This is a genomic window from Dactylosporangium sp. NPDC050588 (assembly GCF_040654975.1).
In the GTDB taxonomy this organism is placed as follows: domain Bacteria; phylum Actinomycetota; class Actinomycetes; order Mycobacteriales; family Micromonosporaceae; genus Dactylosporangium; species Dactylosporangium maewongense.
Map to the genome: position 1 here is coordinate 1 of NZ_JBFAJA010000109.1, position 22,799 is coordinate 22,799.

16 protein-coding genes are annotated in these 22,799 nt (G+C 74.9%); 5 read left to right on the top strand and 11 right to left on the bottom strand.

What is annotated here, in order from left to right; genetic code table 11:
• Positions 1 to 122: 122 nt before the first annotated feature.
• Together AB0I21_RS49420 and AB0I21_RS49425 are read right to left on the bottom strand one after the other, a co-directional pair.
• Positions 123 to 389, bottom strand: coding sequence for a hypothetical protein (locus AB0I21_RS49420; RefSeq protein ID WP_360571762.1), 267 nt, complete (start codon positions 387 to 389; stop codon positions 123 to 125).
• Positions 390 to 431: 42 nt separating this feature from the next.
• Positions 432 to 620 carry a hypothetical protein gene (locus AB0I21_RS49425; protein ID WP_360571764.1) on the bottom strand — a complete coding sequence of 63 codons (189 nt, stop codon included), beginning with the start codon at positions 618 to 620 and terminating at the stop codon, positions 432 to 434.
• 53 nt (positions 621 to 673) lie between these two features.
• Here AB0I21_RS49425 and AB0I21_RS49430 point away from each other — a divergent pair, with 53 nt between their 5' ends.
• Positions 674 to 925: a hypothetical protein gene (locus AB0I21_RS49430; RefSeq protein ID WP_344504607.1), complete on the top strand. Its 252-nt coding sequence runs from the start codon at positions 674 to 676 to the stop codon at positions 923 to 925.
• Between the two features lie 4 nt (positions 926 to 929).
• Here AB0I21_RS49430 and AB0I21_RS49435 read toward each other — a convergent pair whose 3' ends face one another.
• Genes AB0I21_RS49435 through AB0I21_RS49455 form a run of 5 tightly spaced genes read right to left on the bottom strand, consistent with a single transcriptional unit; the run spans position 930 to position 14,187 of the window.
• Positions 930 to 2,966, bottom strand: coding sequence for a hypothetical protein (locus AB0I21_RS49435; RefSeq protein WP_360571766.1), 2,037 nt, complete (start codon positions 2,964 to 2,966; stop codon positions 930 to 932).
• Positions 2,963 to 7,327, bottom strand: coding sequence for a DUF5682 family protein (locus tag AB0I21_RS49440; RefSeq protein ID WP_360571768.1), 4,365 nt, complete (start codon positions 7,325 to 7,327; stop codon positions 2,963 to 2,965). The genes AB0I21_RS49435 and AB0I21_RS49440 overlap by 4 nt, the downstream gene beginning before the upstream one ends.
• Entirely contained in the window at positions 7,311 to 8,501 is a 1,191-nt protein-coding gene (locus AB0I21_RS49445; protein WP_360571769.1) for an AAA family ATPase, read from the bottom strand. Before AB0I21_RS49445 ends, AB0I21_RS49440 begins: the two co-directional genes overlap by 17 nt.
• The gene (locus AB0I21_RS49450; RefSeq protein ID WP_360571771.1) at positions 8,498 to 13,294 is read right to left on the bottom strand and encodes a hypothetical protein; all 4,797 of its coding nucleotides are present in this window, start codon (positions 13,292 to 13,294) and stop codon (positions 8,498 to 8,500) included. Before AB0I21_RS49450 ends, AB0I21_RS49445 begins: the two co-directional genes overlap by 4 nt.
• Complete coding sequence (locus tag AB0I21_RS49455) at positions 13,291 to 14,187, bottom strand: DUF4132 domain-containing protein (RefSeq protein WP_360571773.1); 897 nt, start codon at positions 14,185 to 14,187, stop codon at positions 13,291 to 13,293. Before AB0I21_RS49455 ends, AB0I21_RS49450 begins: the two co-directional genes overlap by 4 nt.
• 315 nt (positions 14,188 to 14,502) lie before the next feature.
• On the opposite strand from AB0I21_RS49455, the gene AB0I21_RS49460 reads away from it, so the two are divergent.
• The 3 genes from AB0I21_RS49460 to AB0I21_RS49470 all read left to right on the top strand — a co-directional run bounded on the left by AB0I21_RS49460 (position 14,503) and on the right by AB0I21_RS49470 (position 17,777).
• Positions 14,503 to 15,711 (top strand): ROK family protein, encoded by a 1,209-nt coding sequence (locus tag AB0I21_RS49460; RefSeq protein WP_344504613.1) that lies wholly within the window; start codon positions 14,503 to 14,505, stop codon positions 15,709 to 15,711.
• 137 nt (positions 15,712 to 15,848) lie between these two features.
• Positions 15,849 to 17,087, top strand: a complete 1,239-nt coding sequence (locus AB0I21_RS49465) for a sugar efflux transporter (RefSeq protein WP_360571776.1) — start codon at positions 15,849 to 15,851, stop codon at positions 17,085 to 17,087.
• A 42-nt stretch (positions 17,088 to 17,129) separates the two neighbouring features.
• Positions 17,130 to 17,777 carry a hypothetical protein gene (locus tag AB0I21_RS49470; RefSeq protein ID WP_360571778.1) on the top strand — a complete coding sequence of 216 codons (648 nt, stop codon included), beginning with the start codon at positions 17,130 to 17,132 and terminating at the stop codon, positions 17,775 to 17,777.
• Here AB0I21_RS49470 and AB0I21_RS49475 read toward each other — a convergent pair.
• Together AB0I21_RS49475 and AB0I21_RS49480 are read right to left on the bottom strand one after the other, a co-directional pair.
• Entirely contained in the window at positions 17,719 to 18,576 is an 858-nt protein-coding gene (locus tag AB0I21_RS49475) for an oxygenase MpaB family protein (protein WP_360571780.1), read from the bottom strand. The genes AB0I21_RS49470 and AB0I21_RS49475 overlap by 59 nt on opposite strands.
• Positions 18,548 to 20,155 carry an aminotransferase class I/II-fold pyridoxal phosphate-dependent enzyme gene (locus tag AB0I21_RS49480; RefSeq protein WP_360571782.1) on the bottom strand — a complete coding sequence of 536 codons (1,608 nt, stop codon included), beginning with the start codon at positions 20,153 to 20,155 and terminating at the stop codon, positions 18,548 to 18,550. The genes AB0I21_RS49475 and AB0I21_RS49480 overlap by 29 nt, the downstream gene beginning before the upstream one ends.
• Before the next feature lie 79 nt (positions 20,156 to 20,234).
• Between AB0I21_RS49480 and AB0I21_RS49485 the strand changes: the two genes are divergently transcribed.
• Positions 20,235 to 21,098: an ABATE domain-containing protein gene (locus AB0I21_RS49485; protein WP_360571784.1), complete on the top strand. Its 864-nt coding sequence runs from the start codon at positions 20,235 to 20,237 to the stop codon at positions 21,096 to 21,098.
• Here the strand turns inward: AB0I21_RS49485 and AB0I21_RS49490 are convergent.
• Both AB0I21_RS49490 and AB0I21_RS49495 read right to left on the bottom strand, forming a co-directional pair.
• Positions 21,044 to 22,246, bottom strand: a complete 1,203-nt coding sequence (locus tag AB0I21_RS49490; protein WP_360571786.1) for a hypothetical protein — start codon at positions 22,244 to 22,246, stop codon at positions 21,044 to 21,046. The genes AB0I21_RS49485 and AB0I21_RS49490 overlap by 55 nt on opposite strands.
• Complete coding sequence (locus AB0I21_RS49495; RefSeq protein WP_360571787.1) at positions 22,243 to 22,797, bottom strand: TerD family protein; 555 nt, start codon at positions 22,795 to 22,797, stop codon at positions 22,243 to 22,245. The genes AB0I21_RS49490 and AB0I21_RS49495 overlap by 4 nt, the downstream gene beginning before the upstream one ends.
• Positions 22,798 to 22,799: the final 2 nt, after the last annotated feature.

A 22,799-nucleotide genomic window follows, 5' to 3' on the forward strand; every position in this document is an offset into this window, starting at 1 on the left:
TTCTCTAATAAAACCCCCAACTGGGGGGGGGGGGGGGGTATTATATCGACCTCCCTGTTCTCTAAATCCCCACCCGCCTGTTGTACCCCGGGGGGGCCCGCCGGTCCGGCGGCACCCCCCTGCTATTTGCGCTCGCTCAGGAAACGGTCGAGGTCGGACCGCGACGCCGGGGCGCCCTGCCAGCCGTAGTCCATGACCGCCAGGACCGTGTCGCCGCGCCGGACCAGCGCGATGAGGAACGTCTGCTCGCCGAGGTCCGTCTGGTACGTGCGGCTCAGCAGCACCGACTCGTCGCCGCCGAGCTCGCCGGTCGAGACCAGCCGGTACCGCAGCGTCAACGGCGCGGAGCCTGGGCCGGCCCGCTCGACCGACGGGCAGCGGGCCAGCATCGCCCGGACCTCGGCGAGGTACTCGCTCGCCCCGCCGGGGCGTTAGGCCGACTCCGTCACGCCGGCCCGGGTGGTCGTGGGCGGCGGCGGGACGTACAACGTGAACACCTGCAGCCCGCTGCTGCGGCCGATCAGCTTCGCCTCGCTGGGGTGCCGCGTGTCGGGACACGGCGCGGGCAGCGAGGTCCCGCGGTAGAAGTCGTCGTACGTCTGCCGGGCGTCGCTGCTCATGCCAGTGAACACGGCCGGGCCTGCGGGAAGGTTGCATCGCCTACAGTGCGGTGATGAGGCTCGTCCCGGTCGTGGAGATGGCGACGTCGCAGGCCACGTATCTCAACCTCGACCACGCGACCCTGGTCGCGCCCGTGCACCTCGACACGAAGGCCCGCATGCTCCGCCGCGACCAGGAGACCTGGGCGGTCACCTTCGTGGTCACGGTCGGCGACACGGCGACGGTCTACGCGACGCGTCGTTCGTTCGCTGCCGAACAGGACGCGCTCGCGTGGATCGCCGCCGTGACCGATGTCGTGCGCTGAGCCCTTACCCGCTGCCGGCCGGTAACCAGGTCGCCTCGGCGACGGCGCGGGTCGCGGCGTCGGTGTAGACCGCCGTCGCCAGCCACGCCTGGGCGAACGCGCTGCCGTCGTCGCCCGACAGCCGGCCGAACGCGTCCCGGGGCCGGGTGCACGCCGCCTCCGTCAACCGGTCGAGCAGCGCCGCCCCGGCGTCGAACCTGGCCCGCCGCAGCCTCGTCGCGTCGGACGGTCCCCGCCCCGCCGCGAACGTGTGCACGGTCCGCCCGCCCGACACCGTCCGCTCCACCTGCGCGGCCAACAGCCGAAGCACGGGATCACTGTTGGTGTTCGCGGCAGGTGTACGACCGGCGCCCGCCTCCGGAAGCAGCGGGCACGACCGGGGAAGGTGACTGCTGTGGAGCCGGTCGAACGCCAGATCCACGTGGCCGCCCTGGCCCGCGGGCAGGTTCCAGCCGGTGCCGTCGACCGGGGCGACCGCGAGCGGCAGCACCGTCCCAGGCCGCGACGGGTCGGGCCGCGCCACCACGAGCAGCTCGAGGCCGGCGGCGCGTCCGAGCAGCCGTAGGTTGTCGCGGTACCCGAGCGCCGGCGAGTCGTCCGCGACCCGCAGCGTCAACGCCGTGCCGTCGGAGGCCGCTGCGCCGTCGGAGGCCGCTGTGCCGCCCGTGGTCGTGGCGTGCACGGCGTCGCCGTCGGTGCCCTCGATGCGGACCGTCAGGAACACCAGGTCGTCGCCGGCCCGGCGGTCCGTCACCGGCTGGCCGAGCGCCGCGAACGCGCGGTGCACCTGCTCGGCGAGCGGCACCGCCCACAGCCCCGCGAGGGGCTCCTCGTGCCAGCCGCACCCGGTCGCCGTCACCGCCCGCACCGACCTGCCCGCACCCAGCTGCCTGGTCGCCGACGCCGTCGCCCCCGACACCACGAGCCCCGCCCGGGTCAGCGCCCGGTGGCTCAGCGCGGTCTCCCCGAGCGCGACGGTCGCGTTGCCCGCCTTGGCGGCCCGTCTGGCGTCGCCGGGCATCAGGTCGGCGATCATCCAGAGCCCGCCGTCGCGGTCCACGACGTACGTCACGACCCCCGCATACCCCGAGTCGGCGAGCACCGCCGTCGTGCACAGCCCGTGCAACCTGAGGCTGCCCTGCAGGTCGTACGCGCGCCGCGCCGCCCCGAGCAGCCCTCCCGACGGTGCGCCCTCCGACCGCAGGCGTTGCAGGACCCCGATCAGCTCCTGCAGCGCGGCCGTCAGGTCGCCGAGCCGGAAGTCGGGGTCGCCGGTCCGTGCCGCCTGGAGCATCGTGGCGACGACCCGCGCGGCGGCCGCCGGCCGGTACACCTTGCACGCCTGCCCCTCGTGCGCCGCCCGCAGCAACGCCGTCCGCGCGACCGTCCCCGACCCGGTGAGCCCGGCGGCGAGCACGTCGACGGCGGCCCGCCACAGGTGCTCGACCGCCGCCCGCTGCTGCACGGTCAACGCCTCGCCAGGCTCCTCCACCTCCGGCACGACGCCTGTCTGGCCTGCGCCCGTCTGGCCTGCGCCTGTCTGGCCCGCGCCTGTCTGGCCCGCGCCCGTCTGCGCCGCGACGGGCTGTTCCGGGTCGGCCTGCTCCGCGACCGCTCGCTCCGCGACGGGCTGGTCCCCGGCGGCCTGCTCCGCGACGGGCTGCTCCGCGACGGGCTGCTCCGCGACGGGCTGCTCCGCGTCGGCGTCGGGCGCCGCTACGCCGGCCGGGGCCGGATCTCCTTCCACGTGGGCGGGAGCCAGCGCCAGCACGGCCGCCCGGTGCAGGCAGTTGGGGGCGAGCAGGCAGCTGCACGTCGCCCCTTCCGCCGACCGGACGACCCCGCCGTCGGTGACCAGGGTGACGGCGGTCGAGTCGTCGACGGCGACGACGAACGTCCCGTCCGCCTCGGTCACCGGCAGCGCCGCGAAGCGGGTCACCGCCTCGTCGACCTTCTTGCGCAGCCTGGCCGGCAGCGCGTCGACCGCCGCCACCAGCACCGCCTCCGCCACCGGCGGCAGTCCGCCGCTCGCCGTGGTCATGCGCGCACCTTCTCCCCGACCCAGCGGGCCAGCTCCAGGGGGCTCAACGCGGCGACCGGCATGCCGCACGCGACCAGCTGCGACGCCACCGACACCGAGTACCGGGGCCGGCCTGCGTCGTCGAGGCTCGCGCAACCCAGCACGGTCGCCCCCGACTCGACCAGCGAACGCGTCTCCGCGAGCAGCCCGCCGAGCGGGTACCCCTCCTCGAAGTCGCTGACGACCACGACCAGCGTGCGCGACGGCACGGTCACCAGGGACCGCGCGTGCCGCAGCCCGGCCGCGATGTGGGTGCCGCCGCCGACCTGGACCTCGAGCAGCAGTCCCAACGGGTCGGTGACCCGGTCCGTGAGGTCGACGACCTCGGTCGAGAACGCCACGAAGTGCGTCGTCAACGCCGGCACCCCGGCGAGGATGGCCCCGGTCAGCGCCGACCAGATGACCGACGCCTCCATCGACCCGGACACGTCGACGACGAGGACGAGCCGCCAGTCGACGCCGCGACGCGCCTTGGTGCGGAACACCGGCCGCTCCGGGATGACCTGCACCCGGCCGTCCTCGTCCCGGCGGGTCGTGGCCAGGTTGGCCCGCAGGGTCCGCGGCAGGTCGAGCGGCCCGCCCGGCCGGCGGGTCGGCCGCGGCGTCGTGATCCCCGCCAGCGCCGGCCGCAGCCGCGTCGCCAGCTGGCGCGTCAGCTCCTCGACGATCCGGGCGACCAGCGGCCGCAGCCGCGCCACCGACGACTCGGGCATCGCGCCGACCAGCGACAGCACGGTCTGCAGCAGCTCCACTGACGGCGTCACCGCGTCGGGGTCGAGCAGCAGCGCCGCCTCCCGCCGCCCGGACTCCGCGGCACGGGCGAGGACCTCCTCACGGATGCCCGGCCCGAACAACGCCGTCAGCTCCTCCGCCCACTCCCGCACACCGGGGAACGGCGCTTCCCGCCCCGCCCGCCCGGCGGCATCGGCCCGCGCCCCTTCGCCGGTGCCGGCACCGTAGAGCTCGTCGAGCGCGGTGGCGTACCGCGCCGCCCCGGCCCCGAGCGCCTCCGACCGCCGCCCCAGCAACAACCGCCACCTGTCCACTGTGGACAACGTGCGCGCACTGCGCTCCGCCGGATCGTGGTTCTCCGCGGCTGGCCCCGTCTCGACGCCGCCCGAGTCCGCGGGCTCCGTGCCCTGGCCCGTACCGACGCCGCCGGTCTCTTCAGGCTGCCCGGTTTCGAGGCCGCCGGTCTCCGCGGACCGGCCCGTTCCGGCGCCGCCGGTCTCCTCGGGCTGCCCGGTTTCGAGGCCGCCGGGCTCCGTGGACCGGCCCGTTCCGGCGCCGCCGGTCTTCGCAGGCTCGGTGTCCTGCGCCGGTTTGGTGCTGCCGGACTTCGCGGGCTCCGAGGCCGGTGCCGCGGTGGGGACCGCCAGCCCGTACGCGGCGAGCGCCGCCGCCCCGGCCCGGTCGGCGAGCAGCCGTACCAGCAGGTCCTCGGCCGACGCGTCGCCGATGTCGCGGGCCGTCCCGGCGTCGCCGAGGCGCTGCTCGACGACGGCCAGGAGCCGGTCCCGCCCAGCGGGGCTGACCGCCTGGAAGCCGCCGCGCAACGCCGGCAGCCGGGACAGGAAGTCGTCGTCGGGCAGGGTCTCCACCCGGTCGAGCAGCCCGCCGAGGATCTCCTCGCCCGCCTGCAGCAGCGGCTCGGCCGCGGTGAGCAGCCCGCGGAGATGCCCGAGCAGCTTGCGGCGTCCTTCGTCGGCACGAGCGGCGTCGACCCACGAGGCCAGCCGGACCCCCAGCGCCGAGGGCTCCTCGAGGCCGAGCATCACCTGTACCGCACCCGCCGCCGCCGACATGACCGGGCTGCCGTCAGCGACGAGGCGCTCGACCGCGCCGGCGAGCCGCAGCCCGACCCCGGCCGCGTCGGCCCGCTGGGCCAGGGCCACGAGCGCCCGCACGTCGTCGACGGACTCCGAGCCGGCGAGGCCGTCGACCTGGCGTACCGCGGCGGACTCCAGCGACTCGATCACCTGCCCGAGCCCGTCGATCACGCCGGCGGGCATGCCCGGGACGTGCCCACGGTCGAGCCGGTCGACGAGCGCGAGCGCCGCCATCAGCTCGTCCAGGCTCGCCGCGGCCGGGACCTCCGCCGCGACCTCCGCCACCCGCTCCCGCGCGAGCGCGACCAGCCCGCACCCGGCCGCGACCGCCAGCCCGTCGATCAGCTGCGCCGACGTGGGCCCGTTGTCGTCCTGCTCGGTGCGGCGCCGGTGCCGCAGCGTGCCCTCGGCCGCCTGCGCGAGGGTGACGCCCCGCATGCCGGCGAGCTCCAGCATCGCCTCGGTCCCGGGCACCCACTGCACCGTCCACCGGGTCGTCAGCGCGTCGGCGCCGCCGGCCCCTTCGACGGCGACCCGTTCCCCGTACGGCACCCGGCACACCTCGAGCTGCCGCAGCGTCACCTCCCGCCGCCGGTCGAGGTCGGACCGCAGCGAGTCGAGCCGCATGTCCCGCGCCTTCTCACCCGCGACAGGCAGCCGCAGTTCCTTGACGAGCGCCTCCACCGCCGGCCGCAGCCCCGACCTCGGCGTCCCGGGCGCGAGCACACCCCGCTCGTCGCCGACGAGCACCTGCTCCATCGCCGTCGCGACGACCCGTCCCCGCCCGAGCACCTCCCCGTGCGCGATGACGCTCTGCAGCGCCTCGACGATCTCGCCCCGGCCCGGCGCCGGCAGCGCCCGCAGCCGTGCGAGGTCCGTCGCGAGCCGGAACGCCTCCCGCGCCTCCGCCGGCCCGCTCGGGTGCCCCGCCGCCCGTACCCTGGCGCAGACCTCGACGATCGCGCTCAACGCCGCCCGCTCCACGTCCTCGGGCCGCCCGCCCGCCGCGACGACCGCCTGCTGCCACCGAGGGTCCCGGATCCCGGCCGGATAGCCAGATCTGGCGTCCAGCAACGAGAACGCGTACGGCACCAGCGACGTGACGACCTCACGTCCCTTGCCCACCCGCCGCGCGCGAGGAACCGCATCGACACCGGGCGCCTCCACGGAAGCGCTCCGCGGAGTGGCATCGGGGACGGCCCGAGGCGTGTCCGAGCCTTCGGCGGGGGTGGCCCGAGGCGTGTCCGAGCCTTCGGCAGGGATGGCCCGAGGCGTGTCCGAACCGTCGATGTGGGCGGTCCGGGACGGGACCGAGCCGTCGAGGGCCCGGGTGTGGCCCGGGTCGTCGACGGACTTGTCGACGTCGAGCAGCGCCCACGCGTGGAACGACCCGACCACCGCGGCGACCCGACGTCCTTCGAGCGCCACGAGGTGCCGGCGCATCCACGCTTCCCGCCGCAGGTCGAGTGCCGTGACGTCGCTGCCGGTGTCGTGCCGCATCGCCCACCCGACGAGCAGCGCGGCCCGCCGCACCGCCTCGGGTGCCGCGCCGGGGGACCGGGCCTCGACGACCCGGTCCCACATGTCCTCGTCAGGTCGCCCCGTCGCGGCCCGCCGAAGGGCATCCCCCAGCAGCCGCATTCCTTCGGGCGCGACAGCGGCGACCACCGGCCGTCCACCCGCGGCCGCCCCGCTCGGAGCCACCCCATCGATGGTCGCCCCATCCGCGGTCGCTCCGTCCGGAGCGGTCCCGTCCGGAGCAGTCCCGTCCGGAGCGGTCCCGTCCGGAGCGGTCCCGTCCGGAGCGGCCCCGTCGAGGGTCGCCCCGCCTGGAGCCGTCCCGTTTGGAGCTGTCGCAGGTGGGGCGGACTTGGGCGGAGGTGGGCCTTCCGAGGCGGGAGCGTCCAGACCGGGGACCGCGGGGGCAGGGTCGTTGCCCGGGAGATCCTCGTGCCAGGCGCGGTCGGCGAGGGGCAGGTCGCAGGGGATGACCTCGACGCCGTTGCGGGCCGCCCAGCGCACCGCGACCAGCTCTGGAGAGAAGTCCGCGAACGGATAGAACGCCGCCGACCCGCTCGGGCCCGCGACCCCGGCCAGGGCGACCGGCGCCGTGGTGGCCGGGTCGGCCAGCCACGGCAGCCAGTCCGCGAACTCCGCCGGCAGCTCCAGCAGCAGCACCTCCGGCCGGGCCGCGTCCAGGAGGTCGTCCATCACGGCGGACAGCGCCGGCGAGTGGTGCCGCACCCCGATGAGGTACGGCGCCGTCGACTCGGCGAGCGCCCGCAACGCCCCGTCCGGCGCCCCGTCCGAAACCCCGTGCTCCGAAACCCCGTGCTCCGAAACCCCGTGCTCCGGAAGCCCGTGCTCCGGAAGCCCGGCCGCGACGCCCTCGCCCGGAAGCACGCCGCTGTCCGGAAGCGCGCCGCCGTCTGGAAGCGCGCCGCTGCCCGGGAGGACGGCGTCGTCGGGAAGACGGTCAGGACTGGAGGACATCGCGGAGCTCCCAGAGCTGGGTCCACAGCCGGGACCCCTCCTCGGCGCGGCGGCGGACGGCGCCGTCCCAGTACCCGAGGAGCTTCGCGCCGTCGGCCGGGTCGTCCTTGCACACGACGCCCTGCAGGTGGGCGGGGAGCAGGGACAGGACGTCGCGGTCGCCCGGGAAGTAGGCGGCGGCGAGGCCCAGGGAGGTGGCGACGGCGACCGCCTCGGCGGTGCTCATGACGGTGGAGGGGCGCTCGACCTCCCAGCCCTCCACCGACCGCCCGGCCCGCAGGTCGCGGAACGCGGTGACCAGCGCCTCGAGGACCGCCTCGTCGACGGCGAACGGCGTGCGCACCCGGTCGAGGGCGGCCCTCGCCTGGCGGCCGACGAGCGCGGTCTCCGCGGCCAGGTCGGGGATCGGGCCGACCGTCTCGAAGTTGAAGCGGCGCTTGAGCGCGGCGGACATCTCCGACACGCCGCGGTCGCGGAGGTTCGCGGTCGCGATGAGGGTGAAGCCGGGCGCGGCGTGGATGGTGGCTCCGGCGGTGCCGGACAGCTCGGGCACCGCGATCCGCCGGTCCGACAGGATCGACACCATCGCGTCCTGGACCTCGGGCAGGCAGCGGGTGATCTCCTCGACGCGGGCGACGGCGCCGGCCCGCATCGCGGTGAGGATCGGCGACGGCACGAGCGCCTCGGGGGTGGGGCCGCCGGCGAGGAGCAGCGCGTAATTCCACCCGTAGCGGAGCTGGTCCTCGGTGGTGCCCGCGGTGCCTTGCACGACCAGCTCGCTGGTGCCGCAGACCGCCGCGGACAGCAGCTCCGACAGCATCGACTTGGCCGTGCCGGGCTCGCCGACGAGCAGCAGCCCGCGCTCGCCGGCGAGGGTGACGACGCAGCGCTCGACGAGCGCCCGGTCACCGACGAACTTCCGGGCGATCGCCAGCTTCGCGGGCAGCCCGTCGCCGCGGGCGCCCTTGGGCAGCGTGAGCTCCTTGCCCTCGCTGCCGACGATGAACGTGACCACGGCCCGCGGCGTCAGCCGCCAGCCGGGCGGCCGGGCGCCGTCGTCGTGTGCCGCCAGGAACGCCAGCTCGCCCGCGTGCGCGTGCTCGGCCGGGTCGACCTGCCGGACGGGACCTGCACCGAGCCCCGCGGGGGCCCCGGTCTCCAACGTGGTGCTCATCGACGCCCTCTCGTGGTGAGTTCTTCGAAGCGGGGGTGGTCGCCGCCGGTGACCCTGGACCAGGCGACGGTGAACAGGTCCGGCGCCGGGGCGACTGGGATGATCGCACCCAGGCCGGTGACGTCGTCGCCGTCGCGGATGAACAGCGGCAGCTTCCACAGCTCGAACGGCAGGTGCGGGCTCGACAGCGCGACCCAGCCGCCCGGCAGGAACAGCGACCGCCCGGCCCGCGCCCGCTTGGCCTCCACGACCAGGTCGGTCGCGGCGAGCTCGGCGCGGGCCTTCTTCAGGCGGGCCGGCTTCCAGCCCGTCCAGGCCGCGACGTTGCGGTCGGTCGGGTCGGGCAGGGCGAGCAGCTGCAGGTAGAGCGTGGCGGCGTCGGCGCCGAGCCCGTGCTTCGCGGCGACCTCGGCGACCAGGTCGGGCGCGGAGCGGGACGGGTCGTGGTCCGCCTCGGCGCCTTCGGTGCCGGTCGACGCCGCCGCCGTGGCCCACGCGTCGAGCTGCCCCTTGAGGATCGCGCGCATCGCGACGATGAAGCGCGGCGAGCTGCCGAGCTCGGCGAGCAGCGCCGCGAGCCGCGGGTCGTCGGGGCCGGCGAGCCGGGCCGGCCGCAGCAGGATCCGCGGCCAGTGCCGGTCCTGGACGATCGTGTAGAGGCCGGCGTCGCGGACCGTGCCGTCGGTGGTGACCGGCAGCCCGATCTTCGCGATGAACTCGGTCAGGTCGTCCTCGTAGACGGTGCCGAGCGGCACCTCCAGGGCCGGGTCGGCGAGGCGTTGCTTGACGAGGTCGAGCACCCGGGGCAGGTTGACGCGCAGGGCGTGTCCGGCGGGGAGCCGCCGCACCAGCCACGGGATGCTGCGGGTGACGGCCTTGAGCAGGTCGTCGAGGCTGACCTCGTCGGCGGTGCCCTGCAGCCAGCGGCACGTCTCGGGGTTGGCGAGCCCGTGCACGAACGCCGACGCGCGCACGCCGGAGGTGATCCGGGCCTTGCGCACCTCGACGATGAGCGCGTCGTCGAGCGGGGTCCGGGTGCCGTGCCGCGCCACGTGCCACGCGCCGATCGACTCGACCGACGGCCCAACGGTCCACAGCAGGGACGGGTCGGAGGGCAGCATCGCCATGGCGAGCGTGCGGCGCTCGGCGCGGGAGAGGGCGTCGCGGTCGCTGACGGCACCCTCCATCGCGTCGTCGGTCAGGGCCGGGTCGATCTCCCACTCGGCCGGCTGGTCCTCCTGCCAGTACTTGGCCGAGATCGGGTCGGCGAGCAGGACCGCCGCGTCGGCGAGGGTGATGCCGGCCGCCGCGGACACCGCCGGGACGAGCTCGGGACGCCACGGCAGCCGGCCGCGCTCCCGGGCCGTCGCGACGAACGCGGTGAGCCGCTCGGTGTCCCACCCGCCCGGGTCGAGCACGTGCTCGGCGGTGATGGCGTGGCCGGCGATCGCGCCGAACCGTCCGCCGGGGGAGTACTCGACCGCCTGGACCTCGCCGTCGGAGGTGTCGGTGCGCAGCACGACCAGCCGCCGGTCGCCGGAGTCGATGACGTCGCCGACCTTCGGCATCGCCGCGCGGTCGTCGGCCTTCAGCCAGAGCCGTCGCAGCCGCCCGCCGGGTGCGAGCAGCCCCGACTCGGCGATCACGTCGAGCAGGCCGAGCACGTGGGTGTGGCGCTCGGCGGAGATCAGCGGCGCCACGGCGCGGTACAGGACGGTGGGCAGCGCCCCGACGACGTAGAACCAGTCGAGGTCGGCCTGCTGCGCGATCGGCGCGATCGGCCGCTGCGGCTCCCGGCCGACGAGCACTGCGCCGACGTTGCTGTACAGGTTGGCCGCGACGTGGCTGTAGTCGTAGCAGCTGGGGATCAGGCCGTGCAGCGCCGCGTTGAGCGTGCGGTCGTCGGGCAGGTGGGCGTCGGGGTCGTCCTGCACCGGCTGGCCGGCGATCGCCGCGGTCGCGGTCGTCAGCTCGACGAGCCGTGCCGTGGAGCGGGCCGCCTGCTTGACGATCCCGGCGATCCCGGCGACGAGCTGCGCCGCGGCCACCTCGGGGAAGGCCTCGCCGACGAGCTTGCGCGCCGCGTCGGCGTCGACCTTCGCGTCGGGGCCGACGAGGTCGACGACGGCGGCGAGGAGCCGCGCCGCCTGCTCGTCGGTGACGGCCCGCAGCGCCGCCGAGCCGGCCTCGTCGCGGACCCGCAGGTAGTGCCAGTAGGTCGGCGGGGGCATCAGGCGGGTGCCCTCCCGGAACGGGTCCTGCTTCAGGTTGGTCTTCAGGGTGGCGATCTCCGCGCCGTCCTGGGCGCAGAGCACGATCCTGTTGTCCCGCCACGACTCCTGGTACACCATGCCGTAGACGGTGTCGGAGCCCGGGAACCGGATCGCGCCGACCTGCCGGCCGTGCCGCCGGTTGCCCCGCTCGAACTTCTCGGGCAGCGTGAACGTGCGGCCGTCGACGCCCGTGCCGACCTCCGTGCCGGACCCGGTGGTGCGCACGCGCCAGCCGACGAGGCCGTCGCGCTGCCCGAGCGGGCTGGACGCGGCCTGCGGCGGCGCCGGCATCAGCCGGGACCGGCCGTGCTGGAGGGACTGGCCGTCGACGGCGTCGGCCTCGAAGAACGCCGGCAGCGACGGCCGGCCGACGGCGCCGGTGGCCGGGTCGAACTCGTGCCAGCGCCAGCTCTCGTCGGCGACCTGGGCGAGCGTCCAGTAGTGCTGGCCGTCGCCGCAGATCCCCGACCGCTCCTGCGCGGACCGGTCGCCGACGCGCAACGGCCGCCCACCGGCGGTGCGGCCGCCGCCGGGCAGGGCGAGCGACAGATACGTGTTGGCGTTGAACGCCTCGTCGGGCGTGGTGAACACGTCGTCGGCGGTGCCGCTCCAGTAGCCGGCGCGCTCCTCGCCCTTGTCCCAGCTGACCAGCAGCTGGCCGTCGACGAAGCGCAGGACCGTGCTCCACTCGTAGTGCCGCTGGTCGGCGGGGATGCGCAGCGTGTGCTCCAGCTCGACGCCGTCGGGGCCGACGACGGCGACCTGGTCGCCGGCGCGGACCACCAGCTGCGGCCACTGGCGCAGCAGGCGCACCTTCGCGTCATACGTGTCGTCGTCGGACTCGATCGCGCTGTCGCCGATCAGCGACTCGACGGCGGCCTCCAGGGCGGGCCAGCCGTACTCGTCGAAGACCCCGGCGCGCAGCGTGGCGGCGAGGACGGGGCCGAGGTCGTGCTCGGTGATGCGGCGCACCGCCTCCGGGTTGACCGCGAGACCTTCCGGGCAGGCGACCAGCGAGAGCCGCTTGAGCTGGTCGTCGATGCCGGGCAGGCCCTGCTCGACGACGCTGTCGGCGAGCCCGTCCATCCACCAGTGCAGCGCGGTGCGCAGCCCCGGCACGGCCACGACCGCCGCGACCTCCTCGGGCTGCGTGGCGCTGCTGCGCCAGCTCGGGCGCAGGTGGTCCTCGATGCTGGCCGCGACCTTCGGCAGCAGGTCGGGGTGCGCGACGACGTGGGTGAGGTCGCGGCGGCCCGCGGAGTCGTCCTTGAGCCACTGCTCGACGGCGCAGCGGGCGTTGGCGGTGACCTCGCCGAGCGGCACCCCGAGCTCCAGGCACAGGTCGGCGACGTCGAGGTCGACATAGTGCGAGGAGAGCAGGTCGACCGGGGCGCCGTCGGCCTTGAGCCGCTCCGCCATCCGGGTCACGAGAGCGGCCTGCGCCGCCAGCCGCTTGCGGCGCCAGCCAGAGCGGTGCCGGTCGAGCCGGGTCAGCCAGCCGGCCGGACCGTCGGCGGGCTCGGCCTCGGCCGGCGTGCTGCCGGCGGGGCCGGTGAGCGCCTCGGTCGCGCCGGACTCGTCGAGGATCTCCAGCCAGGTCTCGTCGGGGCAGTTGCCGGGGAACATCGTCAGCAGCTGGCCGCGGATCGCCGGGTCCTGCCGGGCGATGGAGACGAGCGTCGCGCGGTACGCCGTCCAGAAGCCGCCGGGCGCGCGGACGATCGACGTGGCGGTGAGCAGGATCCGCAGCAGCGCCTCCTCCTCGTCCTGGCCGAGCTTCGCCGCCTTCGCGAGGCGCCGCAGGTCGGTGTGCATCGACGCGTAGGGCGGCATGCCGCCGAGGGTCCGCTCCACGCACAGGCGGCGGAAGCGCTCATACGCCGTCGCCGCGTCGGCGCGCGCCGCGAGGTCGCGGGCATAGGCCGACAGGGCCTTCGCGGTCAGCGCGCCGGCGAGCGCGAACTCCAGGAAGACCGTGTGCTGCCGGTCCTCGTCGATCTTCAGCGCGAACGCCCGCTCGGCGTCGCGGGCCTTGCCGAACATCGACGCCGCATAGGTGGGGCTGTCGGCGGCGAGGAACGCCCGCGCGGCCTCCTCGTAGAACGTCGGCAGGAAGTGCGGCACCGAGCGGGCGAGACGGTCGCCGAGCTCGACGAACCCGTCGCGGGCCGGGCCGATCCGCGACTTCGCGATCCGCACGAGCCGCTCGATGTCCTTCACGAGGGCCAGGGCGTGGTGCCCGTTGGCGGGGTCGTTGACGAGTGCCCACGCGGGGAACCCGAGCGCCTGCTGGCGCACGACGCCGACCTCGGCGACGGACTCGGGCGCGGCGAACCCGAGGAACTCCATGGTCAGGTCCTCGGCCGCGCCGAGCGTGCCCGGGACCAGCCGGACCACGGTCCGGTCGCCGAGGACGGGGTGCCGGTAGGCGCGGGTGGTGAGCGTGTCGATCGTGTCCTGCGCCGCGCCCGCCGCGGAGGGCAGCACCGCGCCGGCGTCCAGCAGAGCCTCGTCGGTCATGCCTGCTCCTCTTCCTTGGTCTCCTCGACGACCCGGCCCGCATACAGCGCCGCGGCCATGCGCATGCCCTCGGACCAGGCGACCGGCCCGACCTCACCGAGCGGCACCGACGTGCCGTCCTCCCGGACGAACACCAGGTCGCCGGTCTCGGTCTCGTAGTAGGGGTCGTCGGAGCCGACCCAGCTGCGCGCCTCCACCGTGCGCCCGCCCTCGAACACGCGGCAGATCGCGGAGCCGCCCTTCACCGGATAGCCCAGCGAGGAGGACCGCGCCGTCAGGTGCCGCAGCTCGGCGAACTTCCCGCCGGCATAGTCGGAGATCCGGGTCGCGGTCGGCTCGACGTCGGCGCCGCGCTGCCACGTCTGGCGGAACAGCTGGTCGACCGACTGCTTCACGCCCAGGTCGGCGGCGAACTCGCGCAGGTCGTCGAGGTCGGCGAGGGTCACCGGGTGGGGGATCGCGACCCGCGTCGCGGGCAGGCGCACCGTCTCACCGTCGAGGTTGACGATGCCGATCGTGCCGTCGCCACCTGACGCGCCGCCGGACGCGTCGCGCAGGAAGCCGACCTCGTCGGGGTCGAAGGCACCGTCGTCGTCGAGGACGGCGACGACGAGGTCGGTCAGCGCGGCCCGCCACACCTCGTCGGCCCAGACCCGCGCCAGCACCTCGGCGGGCACAGGCAGTGACCGGACCATCCACCGGTCGACCTGCTCGCGCACCTGCGCCTCGTGCCGGCCGAGCCACTCCTGCAGCTGCTTGAGCCCGAACACCACGGCGTCGTCCTTCAGCGCCGGCGGAACGGATTTGAGCAGCTTGCCCTTGGCATTGCGGCACGCTATGCGCCCGCCATCGAGGGTGACCTCATAGCCACCGCCGGCGGTCAGCCACGTCATGCGATCCCTGCCTCATCGGGGTCCGAATGTCCCTGCGTCATCTTGACCCCCGGCACGTTAGTCACCGGGTGCGACATTTTTTGCGTCCGTGGGACCGGCCGGTGACCGGGTATGACCGGGACGTCCGGATAGATACCTGAAAGTTCCCCCCAAGAGTCCACAGTGGACGAACGAAAAGCGTGTAGATTTCGCCCGGGGGCCACCGGCCGAACAAGTTCTGTCAAGAGCTGACAAATACCGAAGCTGCATACCGGTTTGGGGCGATAGTTTCAGTAAGTCCTTGACAGAACACGCGAGTCCGATGAGGATTCCGCCGTGGTGGCCCAGCGCATCGACCCTCACACCCTCTGGCACCCCGACACCGGCGGCGCCGGCCGGAGGGTGGCCGAGACCCTGCGCCTGTACGGGCCACGCACCCGCGCGGAGCTCGTCCACCTCAGCGGCCTGTCCCGCCCGACGGTCTCCTCGGCCCTCGCCGACCTCGGCGGCGCCGACCTCGTCAGCGAGCAGGTGGGCGCCGCGGCCAAACCCGTCGGCGGTCGACCGGCCTCCGTGGTGCGGCTGACCCGCCGGGCGGGGATCGCGGTCGGCGTCGACGTCGGCCGCCGGCACGTCCGGGTCGCGCTCGCCGACCTCGGCCACGCCGTGCTCACCGAGCGGCAGTCCCGCACCGACTTCGACATCGACGACCGCCCCCGCGAGGCGCTCGACCTCGGCACCACGCTCGTCGACGCGGCGCTCGACGGCATCGGCGCCACCCGGGCCGACGTGGTGGGCGTCGGTCTCGGGGTGCCGGCGCCGATCACCCGCGACTGGCGCATAGGGTCCCCCGGCATGCTGCCGGGATGGGCGGACGTGCTGCCCGCCGACGAGCTCACCGATCGCCTTTCGCTGCCGGTACGGGTGGACAACGACGCCAACCTCGCCGCGCTCGGCGAATACGTGTGGGGCGCCGGCCGCGGCTGCGCGGACCTCGTCTACGTCAAGCTCGCCACCGGCATCGGCGCGGGCATCGTGCTGGACGGCCGGCTCTACCGGGGCGCCGCCGGGACCGCCGGGGAGCTCGGCCACGTGACCCTCGACGCCCGCGGGCCGGTCTGCCGGTGCGGCAACCGCGGCTGCGTCGAGCTGTCCGTCGGCGGGCGGGCGCTGCTCAGCCACGCCCGGCTGTCGCACCCCGAGCTGACCGACCTCGCCGGGCTCATCGCGCTCGCGCAGGCCGGCGACCCCGGCTGCCGCAGGCTCCTCGCCGACGCCGGCACCCAGCTCGGGTACGCGCTGGGCAACCTCGTCAACCTCATCAACCCGCAGCGGGTCCTGCTCGGCGACGAGCTCGGCGCGGCGACCGACATCCTGCGCGAGCCGCTCCAGCGCGGCCTGGCCGAGACCGCGTTCACGGCCGCCGCGGCGTCGGTCGAGGTCGCCCAGAGTGCGCTGTCGTTGCGCGCCGCCGCCCTCGGTGGGGTCGCGCTCGCCCTGGGCGTCGACACCGTCCCCTTCGCCGCGGCGGCACCCGCCCTCTGAAGTCCGACAAGCCCGACGCGGCTGGCGAAAGCCGACAGCGCCGCGCCGTCAAGCAGGAAACCGTCGCAACTGAAGGCAAGTGATCCAAAGCACGAAGCCGCCTCCGGAAACCTTCTTTAGCGGTAACGTCCAAGCTCGTGGTAACGAGCACACTGGCCGACGCCCCTGTCAGCAAGGCCCCCAAGGTCCTGGTGCCGCTCGGCGTGATGTTCCTGTTCGTGGGCCTGTCCACGTCGATCGTCGGCCCGTTCGTGTCGCTGTTCCTCAGCACCGCCGTCAAGGCCGACCCGGTGCACGTCGCAGCCTTCCTCGTCGCCGGCCCGGTGTCGATGATCGTGTCCTCGACGCTCATCGGCCGCCTCTCGGACAGGAAGGCCGTGCGGCGGCAGGTCCTCGCCGTCGCGGCCGCCGCCGGCGGGGTCAGCGCCACCGCCACCGCGTTCGTCCGCGACTACTGGCTGCTGCTCGCGCTGACGGTGACGGTGACCGCGATCAGCGGCTCGCTCTTCCCGCAGGCGTTCGCCTATGCCCGGGAGGCCCTGGAGCAGCGCGGCTCCACCCGTGCCGCGATGACGATCAGCACGCTGCGGATGCTGTTCTCGATCGCGTGGGTCGCCGGCCCTCCCGCCGCCGCGTTCCTCGTCGAGCTCGGCGGCTTCCGCGTCCTGTACCTGAGCGCGGCCACCATGTACGCCGCCGCCGTCCTCGTCGCCCTGTTCGTGCTGGGCGACGTCGTGCCGACGCCGAAACCGCAGCGCGAGGCGCCGGAGCACGCGCCGTCCAGGGTGCTGCAGGTCGTCGCCGCGCTCACCCTGGTGCAGGCCGCCGGCGTGCTCGGGGTCCAGGCGCTGCCGCTGTTCCTCAGCCACGACCTGCGCGGCTCGGTGCGCGACGCCGGCCTCGTCCTCGGGTTGTGCGCGGCGCTGGAGATCCCGCTGATGCTCGGGTTCGGCGCGCTGTCGACGAGGTGGCCGCTGCGCCGCCTGGTCGTCATCGGCGCCGGCCTCGGCGTGCTCTACTACGTGCTCGTCACGGCGTCCGTGCACACCTGGCAGGTCGCCGCCGCCCAGCTGGTCAACGCCAGCTTCATCGCCGCCGTGCAGGGCCTCGGCATCTCGTACGTGCAGGAGATGCTGCCCGGTGAGCCCGGCCGCGCTGCGACCCTTGCCGGCAACGCCTACCCGATCGCCGCGATCCTCGTCGGCCCCCTCTTCGGCCTCGCCCAGCACTTCGGCTACCGCTACGCCTACGCAGCCTCCGCGACCCTCTGCCTCACCGGCGCCGTGCTGCTCCTGACCGCCCACCGTAAACCGCAAACCGACCGCACACCGCAAACCACCCCCGCACCACAAACCGACCCCGCACCGAAAACCTGACAGCGCACCGAAAACCTGACGCCTGACGGCACACTGGATGTAATGACCACCATGCGGTTCGACGGCTGGATCGCCGGCGTCGGCACCGGCGGTGGCACCCGGCTCGTCCTGGGGCACTGGCCCCGCTCCCCGTTCGGCCCGGTCAGCGACGTCATGGTGGAGCGCCCCGACGGTCACCGGGTCCTGCTGGCCGGCACCGCGGACCTCGCCGCGTTCGTCGCCGGAACCTACCGGTTCGATGACGTCCAGGTCGTTCCCGTCAGCGTTTGCCGCGTCGGTACGACCTGGGCCGCCGACGCCGGACCGCTCGCCCTCCGGTTCACGACCGGCGGACGCGGGTGGCTCGGCACGCTCCTGCGCTGCGTGCCGCCGGCCCTCGCCCGGCACCCGCGCTGGGTCGCCGCGATCGACCGCCCCGCGCGCCTGCTCCAGCCGGGCGTGCGAACCCACGGCAGCGCCGGCAACGACCGGCACGAGTGGTACGGCGTCCAGGACCTCCACCGCATCGTCGCCGCCACCGCCACCTGGGACGGCGCCGACCTGGGCCCCCTGACGGCCGTCGACCCACCGGTGCGCTTCGGCTTCGGCTCCACGCCCAGGGCACCTTCGCTGGCCAGAGTGACGACGACGGTCACGACGACGGTCGGCCCAGCTTCGCCAGGTCGTAGCCGTCGGGGTAGGACTTCGTGACGATCCCGTCCGCGAAGAGCGGCGTCGTGCGCGGCCCCGCAAGCCGCAGCAGCAGCGCCCGCGACCGCAGCACCGCGTGCAGCCCGATCCGTGCCCATGCCGGCGGGTCCGGCACCGCGTACGCGCGGCGCAACGGCGGATCGTAGAGGCTCGCGATCAGCGCGTCCGCCACCCCGCGCAACGGCCTCGGGATCCGGCCGCGCAGCAGCTCCCGGGTGACGCGCTCGATCCGCTCCGCCTCCGGGGTGTGCCGCAGGTGGGCCGCCTCGTACGCGTCGAACCACGCCTCGAACGCCGCGTAGCCGGACGGGATGTCGCGGATCCCCATCCGCAGGCCGACCTCGCGGTAGTACCGGGCGGCCGCCTCGCGCTCCTGCCCGGCGGGGGCGCGCCAGCCGTACCGCCGAAGCCACCGCATCGGGACGACCACCAGCGCGGCCAGGACGTAGACGCTGTCGTCGTTGCCGGCGGGGACCTGCCGGTGCGCCTCGTTGAGCAGCCGCAGCGCCAGCCGGCCGCGGGGGTGCTCGAAGCCGTGCATGAGGATCTCGTACATGATGATGCCGGTGTCGTCGGCGCGCCGGCGCGGCTCGGTCAGGACCCGCCCGGTCCGCACCAGCTCCGCGGCGACGCGGGGGAGGGCGAACGACCGGTTGAACGCCAGGTTGAACGCCATCCGCATGTCCCAGGGGAACTCCTCGCGGAGCGTGAGCTGGTGGATCAGCAGGTAGTCGGCCTCCGGATCGCTGCCTTCGATGCGCCGCAGGTTGTCATATCGACCTCTCCTGATCCCCCGCATGGTCGAGCAGTCTAGGAGACTGCGCCGCGGCGGGTTCGAGCCGGTCCAGCATCTCGGCGAGCACACCGGGGCCGGTGGCGAAGTTGAGCCGGACGAACCCGGCGGTGTCCACGGCCGTGCCCGCGGAGAAGTCGGCGCCCGGGCTCAGCCTGACCTTCGCGGCCCGCTCCAGGTGCCCGGCCGGATCGGTGCCGCCCCAGGGGATCCAGCTCAGATAGGTGGCCTCGGGCGGGCGGTGCGGGAGGCGGGCGGCGACCGTGTCACGGTTGCGCCGCAGCAGCTCCCTGGTGCGGTTCAGCCAGGTGTACGACTCCCGCCACGCCGCGACCGTCGCCACCCTCCCCGCGATGCCGGGCGTGCCGTAGAGGTCGATCGGCTGCGCGTCGAGCGACCGCCACACCGCCGGCGGGCCGACGTGCGCGACGGCGAGCCGCAGCGCGGCCAGGTTGAACGCCTTCGTCGCCGACGTCGCGGTCACCGTGCGGGCGGCGGTCTCCTCGCTCAGCGACGCGAACGGGGTGTGGCGGTGCGGCTCGTACGCCAGGTCGGCGTGGATCTCGTCGGTGAGCACGACGAGATCCAGGCGCTCCGCGACCGCCGCGACGGCCGCCAGCTCGGCCCGGTCGAAGACCCGGCCGGTCGGGTTGTGCGGGTTGACGAGCACCAGCAGCCGGCAGCCGGCGAGCCGTTCGGCGAGCCGCCCGGTGTCGAACGTCCACCGCGCGCCGTCGTCGAGCATCGGCAGCGGCACGATCCGCCGCCCGGCCCGCTGGATGCTGGCGAGGAACGGCGGGTACGCCGGGACGTGGATCGCCACCCCGTCGCCGGGCGCGGTCGTGTGCTCGACCATCACCTGCAGGATCTGCAGCACGTCGGTGAAGACCCGGGTCCGGCCGGGGCGAGGGCTCCAGCCGTGCCGCTGCCGCATCCAGTCCTCGAACGCGGTGACGACCGGGTCCTCGCCGCGCCAGAACGGGTAGCCGAAGTCCTCGCGGTGCACGAGGTCCAGCAGGCCGTCGCGGATCGCGGGGGCGACGCCGAGGTCCATGTCGGCGACCCACGCGGCGATCGTGTCCGGCGCGGTGGAGCCCCACTTGACGCCGCTGCCTCTGATGGCGTCCGGGCGTCGCGGCGCGATGCAGTCGCGCAGGATCTCCATCTGGCCGTGGTGCTGGGCGAGCTCCTCGAAGACGTGCTGGAGCGCGGCGCCCTGGGTGCCGACGCGGTCCGGCCCCTGGAACCCGGCGGGTGGCGTGCCGCGGATCGGCTCGCCCGGCGCGGCGGCGCGCACGTCCTCGGCGAACTGTCCGCGGACCGCCTCGACCCTCTGGAGGAGGTCCTCAACCCGGCCCTCCGCGGTGAACTCGGCGTCGCGGTCGCGTTGCGACGGGCGGCCCGCGACGAGCGTCCCGGCCCAGAACTCGACCACGCCCAGGCAGTGCGTCAGCAGCGCGAACGGCGAGTTGGCGCCGGGCAGCGGCCGCCGGCCCGCCCGCTCGTCGCCGAGCTCGGTGACGATGCGGGCCATGCCGTCCAGCGCGCGGTCGGTGTAGTACAGGTACTCCTCGGCGCTGATCATGTCCGTCCCTCTCGCGTCACCTGCTTGACCGGTGACGCCAACCTTGCGCCGAGGGCGCGTCACCTGTCAAGGTGGTGACGTGACGTTCGTGTTCGTCAGTGGTGACCTCGCGCTCGACTTCGCCGGCACGCTGAAGTGGCGCCGCTCGGCCGCCCCGGAGGAGCTCCTCACCGGGCCGGCCGAGGCGGCTCGATGGGCGGTGGCGGCCGGTGTACTGTCCACCGCGCCCAGACTGTCCACTGTGGAGTTCACGGGGCTGCTGGAGCTGCGGGAGGCGGTCTACCGGCTCGCCGTGGCGGGGCTGGCGGGGCAGCCGTGGCCGCCGGCGGACCTGCGCGCGCTGAATGCCGCGGCCGTCGCGCCGGCGCCGCGGGTGACGCTCACCGCGGGCGGGGTCCGGCGGGCGGGGCCGCCGTCGGCGGCGGGCGCGTCGATCGGGGCCGCCGTCGCGGTCGCCGCGGTCGAGCTGCTCGGCTCCCTCGGCTCCCTCACCGTGCGGGAGTGCGCCCTCGACGAGTGCACGAGGTTGTTCGTGGACCGGTCCAGGGCCGGCAACCGCACCTGGTGCGGCATGGAGGAGTGCGGCAACAGGGTCAAGGCGGCCTCGTACCGCGCCCGCCGGACCGCCGGCGCCGACGCTGCTGCGGGTGGCGCGGGTGACGCCGACGGCGGCGCGGGTGGCGCCCGTGGTGGCGCTGATCGCGTTGTTGGTGGCGCGGGTGGCGTTGGTCGGGGCGCGGGTGGCGCCCGTGAAGGCGCGGGTGGCGCCCGTGGTGGCGCGGGTGGTGGCGCTGATCGCGTTGTTGGTGGCGCGGGTGGCGTTGGTCGGGGCGCGGGTGGCGCCCGTGGTGGCGCGGATGGCGGCGGTGGTGGTGGCGCGGGGGGCGGTCAGGCGGTCGGCGGGATGGCGGTGTCGGCGTCGCGCCAGGCGATGCGGTCGTAGCCGAAGGCGAGGCAGGCGTCCCTGGTGCGGCCCGGCACCGTCTGGGCCTCGGCGCGCAGGACGATCTCGCCGTCGACGTTGTAGAGGGACAGCAGGACCGTCGGGCCCGGCGGCGGGGGCTGGACCGGCACCTCGACACGGGCGTGGCCGTGGGTGCTGATCAGCAGGGTGCCGGCCCAGTAGGGGCCGGGGTCGGCGGTGGGGATGCCGAAGATGATGAGCCGCCGCAGGTGCCGGCCGTGCAGCAGGTCCAGCCGGAGCCGCTGGTGCCCGGCCCGGCGGTCCATGGTGAGCGGGCCGAAGGTCTCGCCGGGCCGGAGGACCGACGACGTGCCGGAGTCCAGCTGAAACGCGCAGCCCAGCGCGAACCCCTCGTCCGGCGACCACGCGGCCTCGAAGGTCAGCGCGCCGATCCCGGACTGGAGCCGGCTGAGCATGACCGACGGGTGCCGCGGCCCCAGCACCGTCGGTGCCGACGGGTTCGTCCGCGGCGGGGTGAACGCCGTCGCGGGCGGGGGAGCGGCCGGCACGGGCGTCCGCGGCGCGGCGGGCCCGGACAGGTCGAGCGACGTCCCGCCATGCTGGACGGCCGGCGGCGGGCCGCCACCGGACAGGTCGAGGGAGGTGCCGCCGGAGCGCGCGGCCGGGGGCGGCGTGGGCCCGGACAGGTCGAGCGACGTGCCGCCGGACTGCGCGGCCGGGGGCGGCGTGGGCCCGGACAGATCCAGCGACGTGCTGCCGGACGGCGGGGGCGGCGGCGCGGTGGGCGCGGACAGGTCGAGCGAGGTGTTCCCGGGTGGCGTGGCGGGCCCGGACAGATCCAGCGACGTGTTCCCGGGCGGCGCGGCCGGCCCGGAGAGGTCCAGCGACGTGCTGCCGGACTGCGGCGGCGCGGCGGGGCCGGACAGGTCCAGCGAGGTGCTGCCGCCGGCCCGGGCGGGCGCCGGGGGAGGCGTGGCCGGGCCGGAGAGGTCCAGGGACGTGCTGCCCGACGGGGCGGGAGCGGCCAGGTCCGAGGACGAGGCGGCGGCCGGCGCGGCGGTCGCGGGGAGGCGGCGGTGGCGGATCCAGGACAGGTCTTCGGTGGCGCCGGTCCGGGCGGGAACGGCGCGGTGCCGGATCCAGGACAGATCGTCCGTGCCGGTCACAACCGGATCCCGTAGTCGGCCGCGAGCGCGGTGACGCCGTTGGCGTAGCCGTCGCCGAGGACCTTGAACTTCCAGCCGCCGCTGTGCCGGTACAGCTCGCCGAGCGCCAGGCCCATCTCCAGGTCCAGCGCGGGGGCGAGGTTCTCCGACCGGATCAGCTCCGCGTTGCCGTCGAGGTTGAGGACCCGGATGACGCAGGTCTTCAACCGGCCGAGGGTGCGGCGGACCGCGGTGCCCTCGTTGACGTACATGACGATGACGATCCGCGTGACCTCGGCCGGCGCGGCCGTCAGGTCGACTTCGATCTGGTCGTGGTCCTCGCCGACGACCTCGCGCAGCTGCTGCACCGACAGGTCCGGCGAGGAGAGCTGGTTGAAGTACACGAAGTGCCGCTCGGAGACGGCGTCGCCGTCCCCCCGGCACAGGATCGCGGCCACCACGATGTTGTCGGTGAGGACGTGCTCGAGGCCCGCGCTGAACTGCACGCCCAGCACCACCCCGCGCAGGTCGGGGATCTCCCGGGTGAGCGTGACGTTCGCCCCCCGCTTCATCT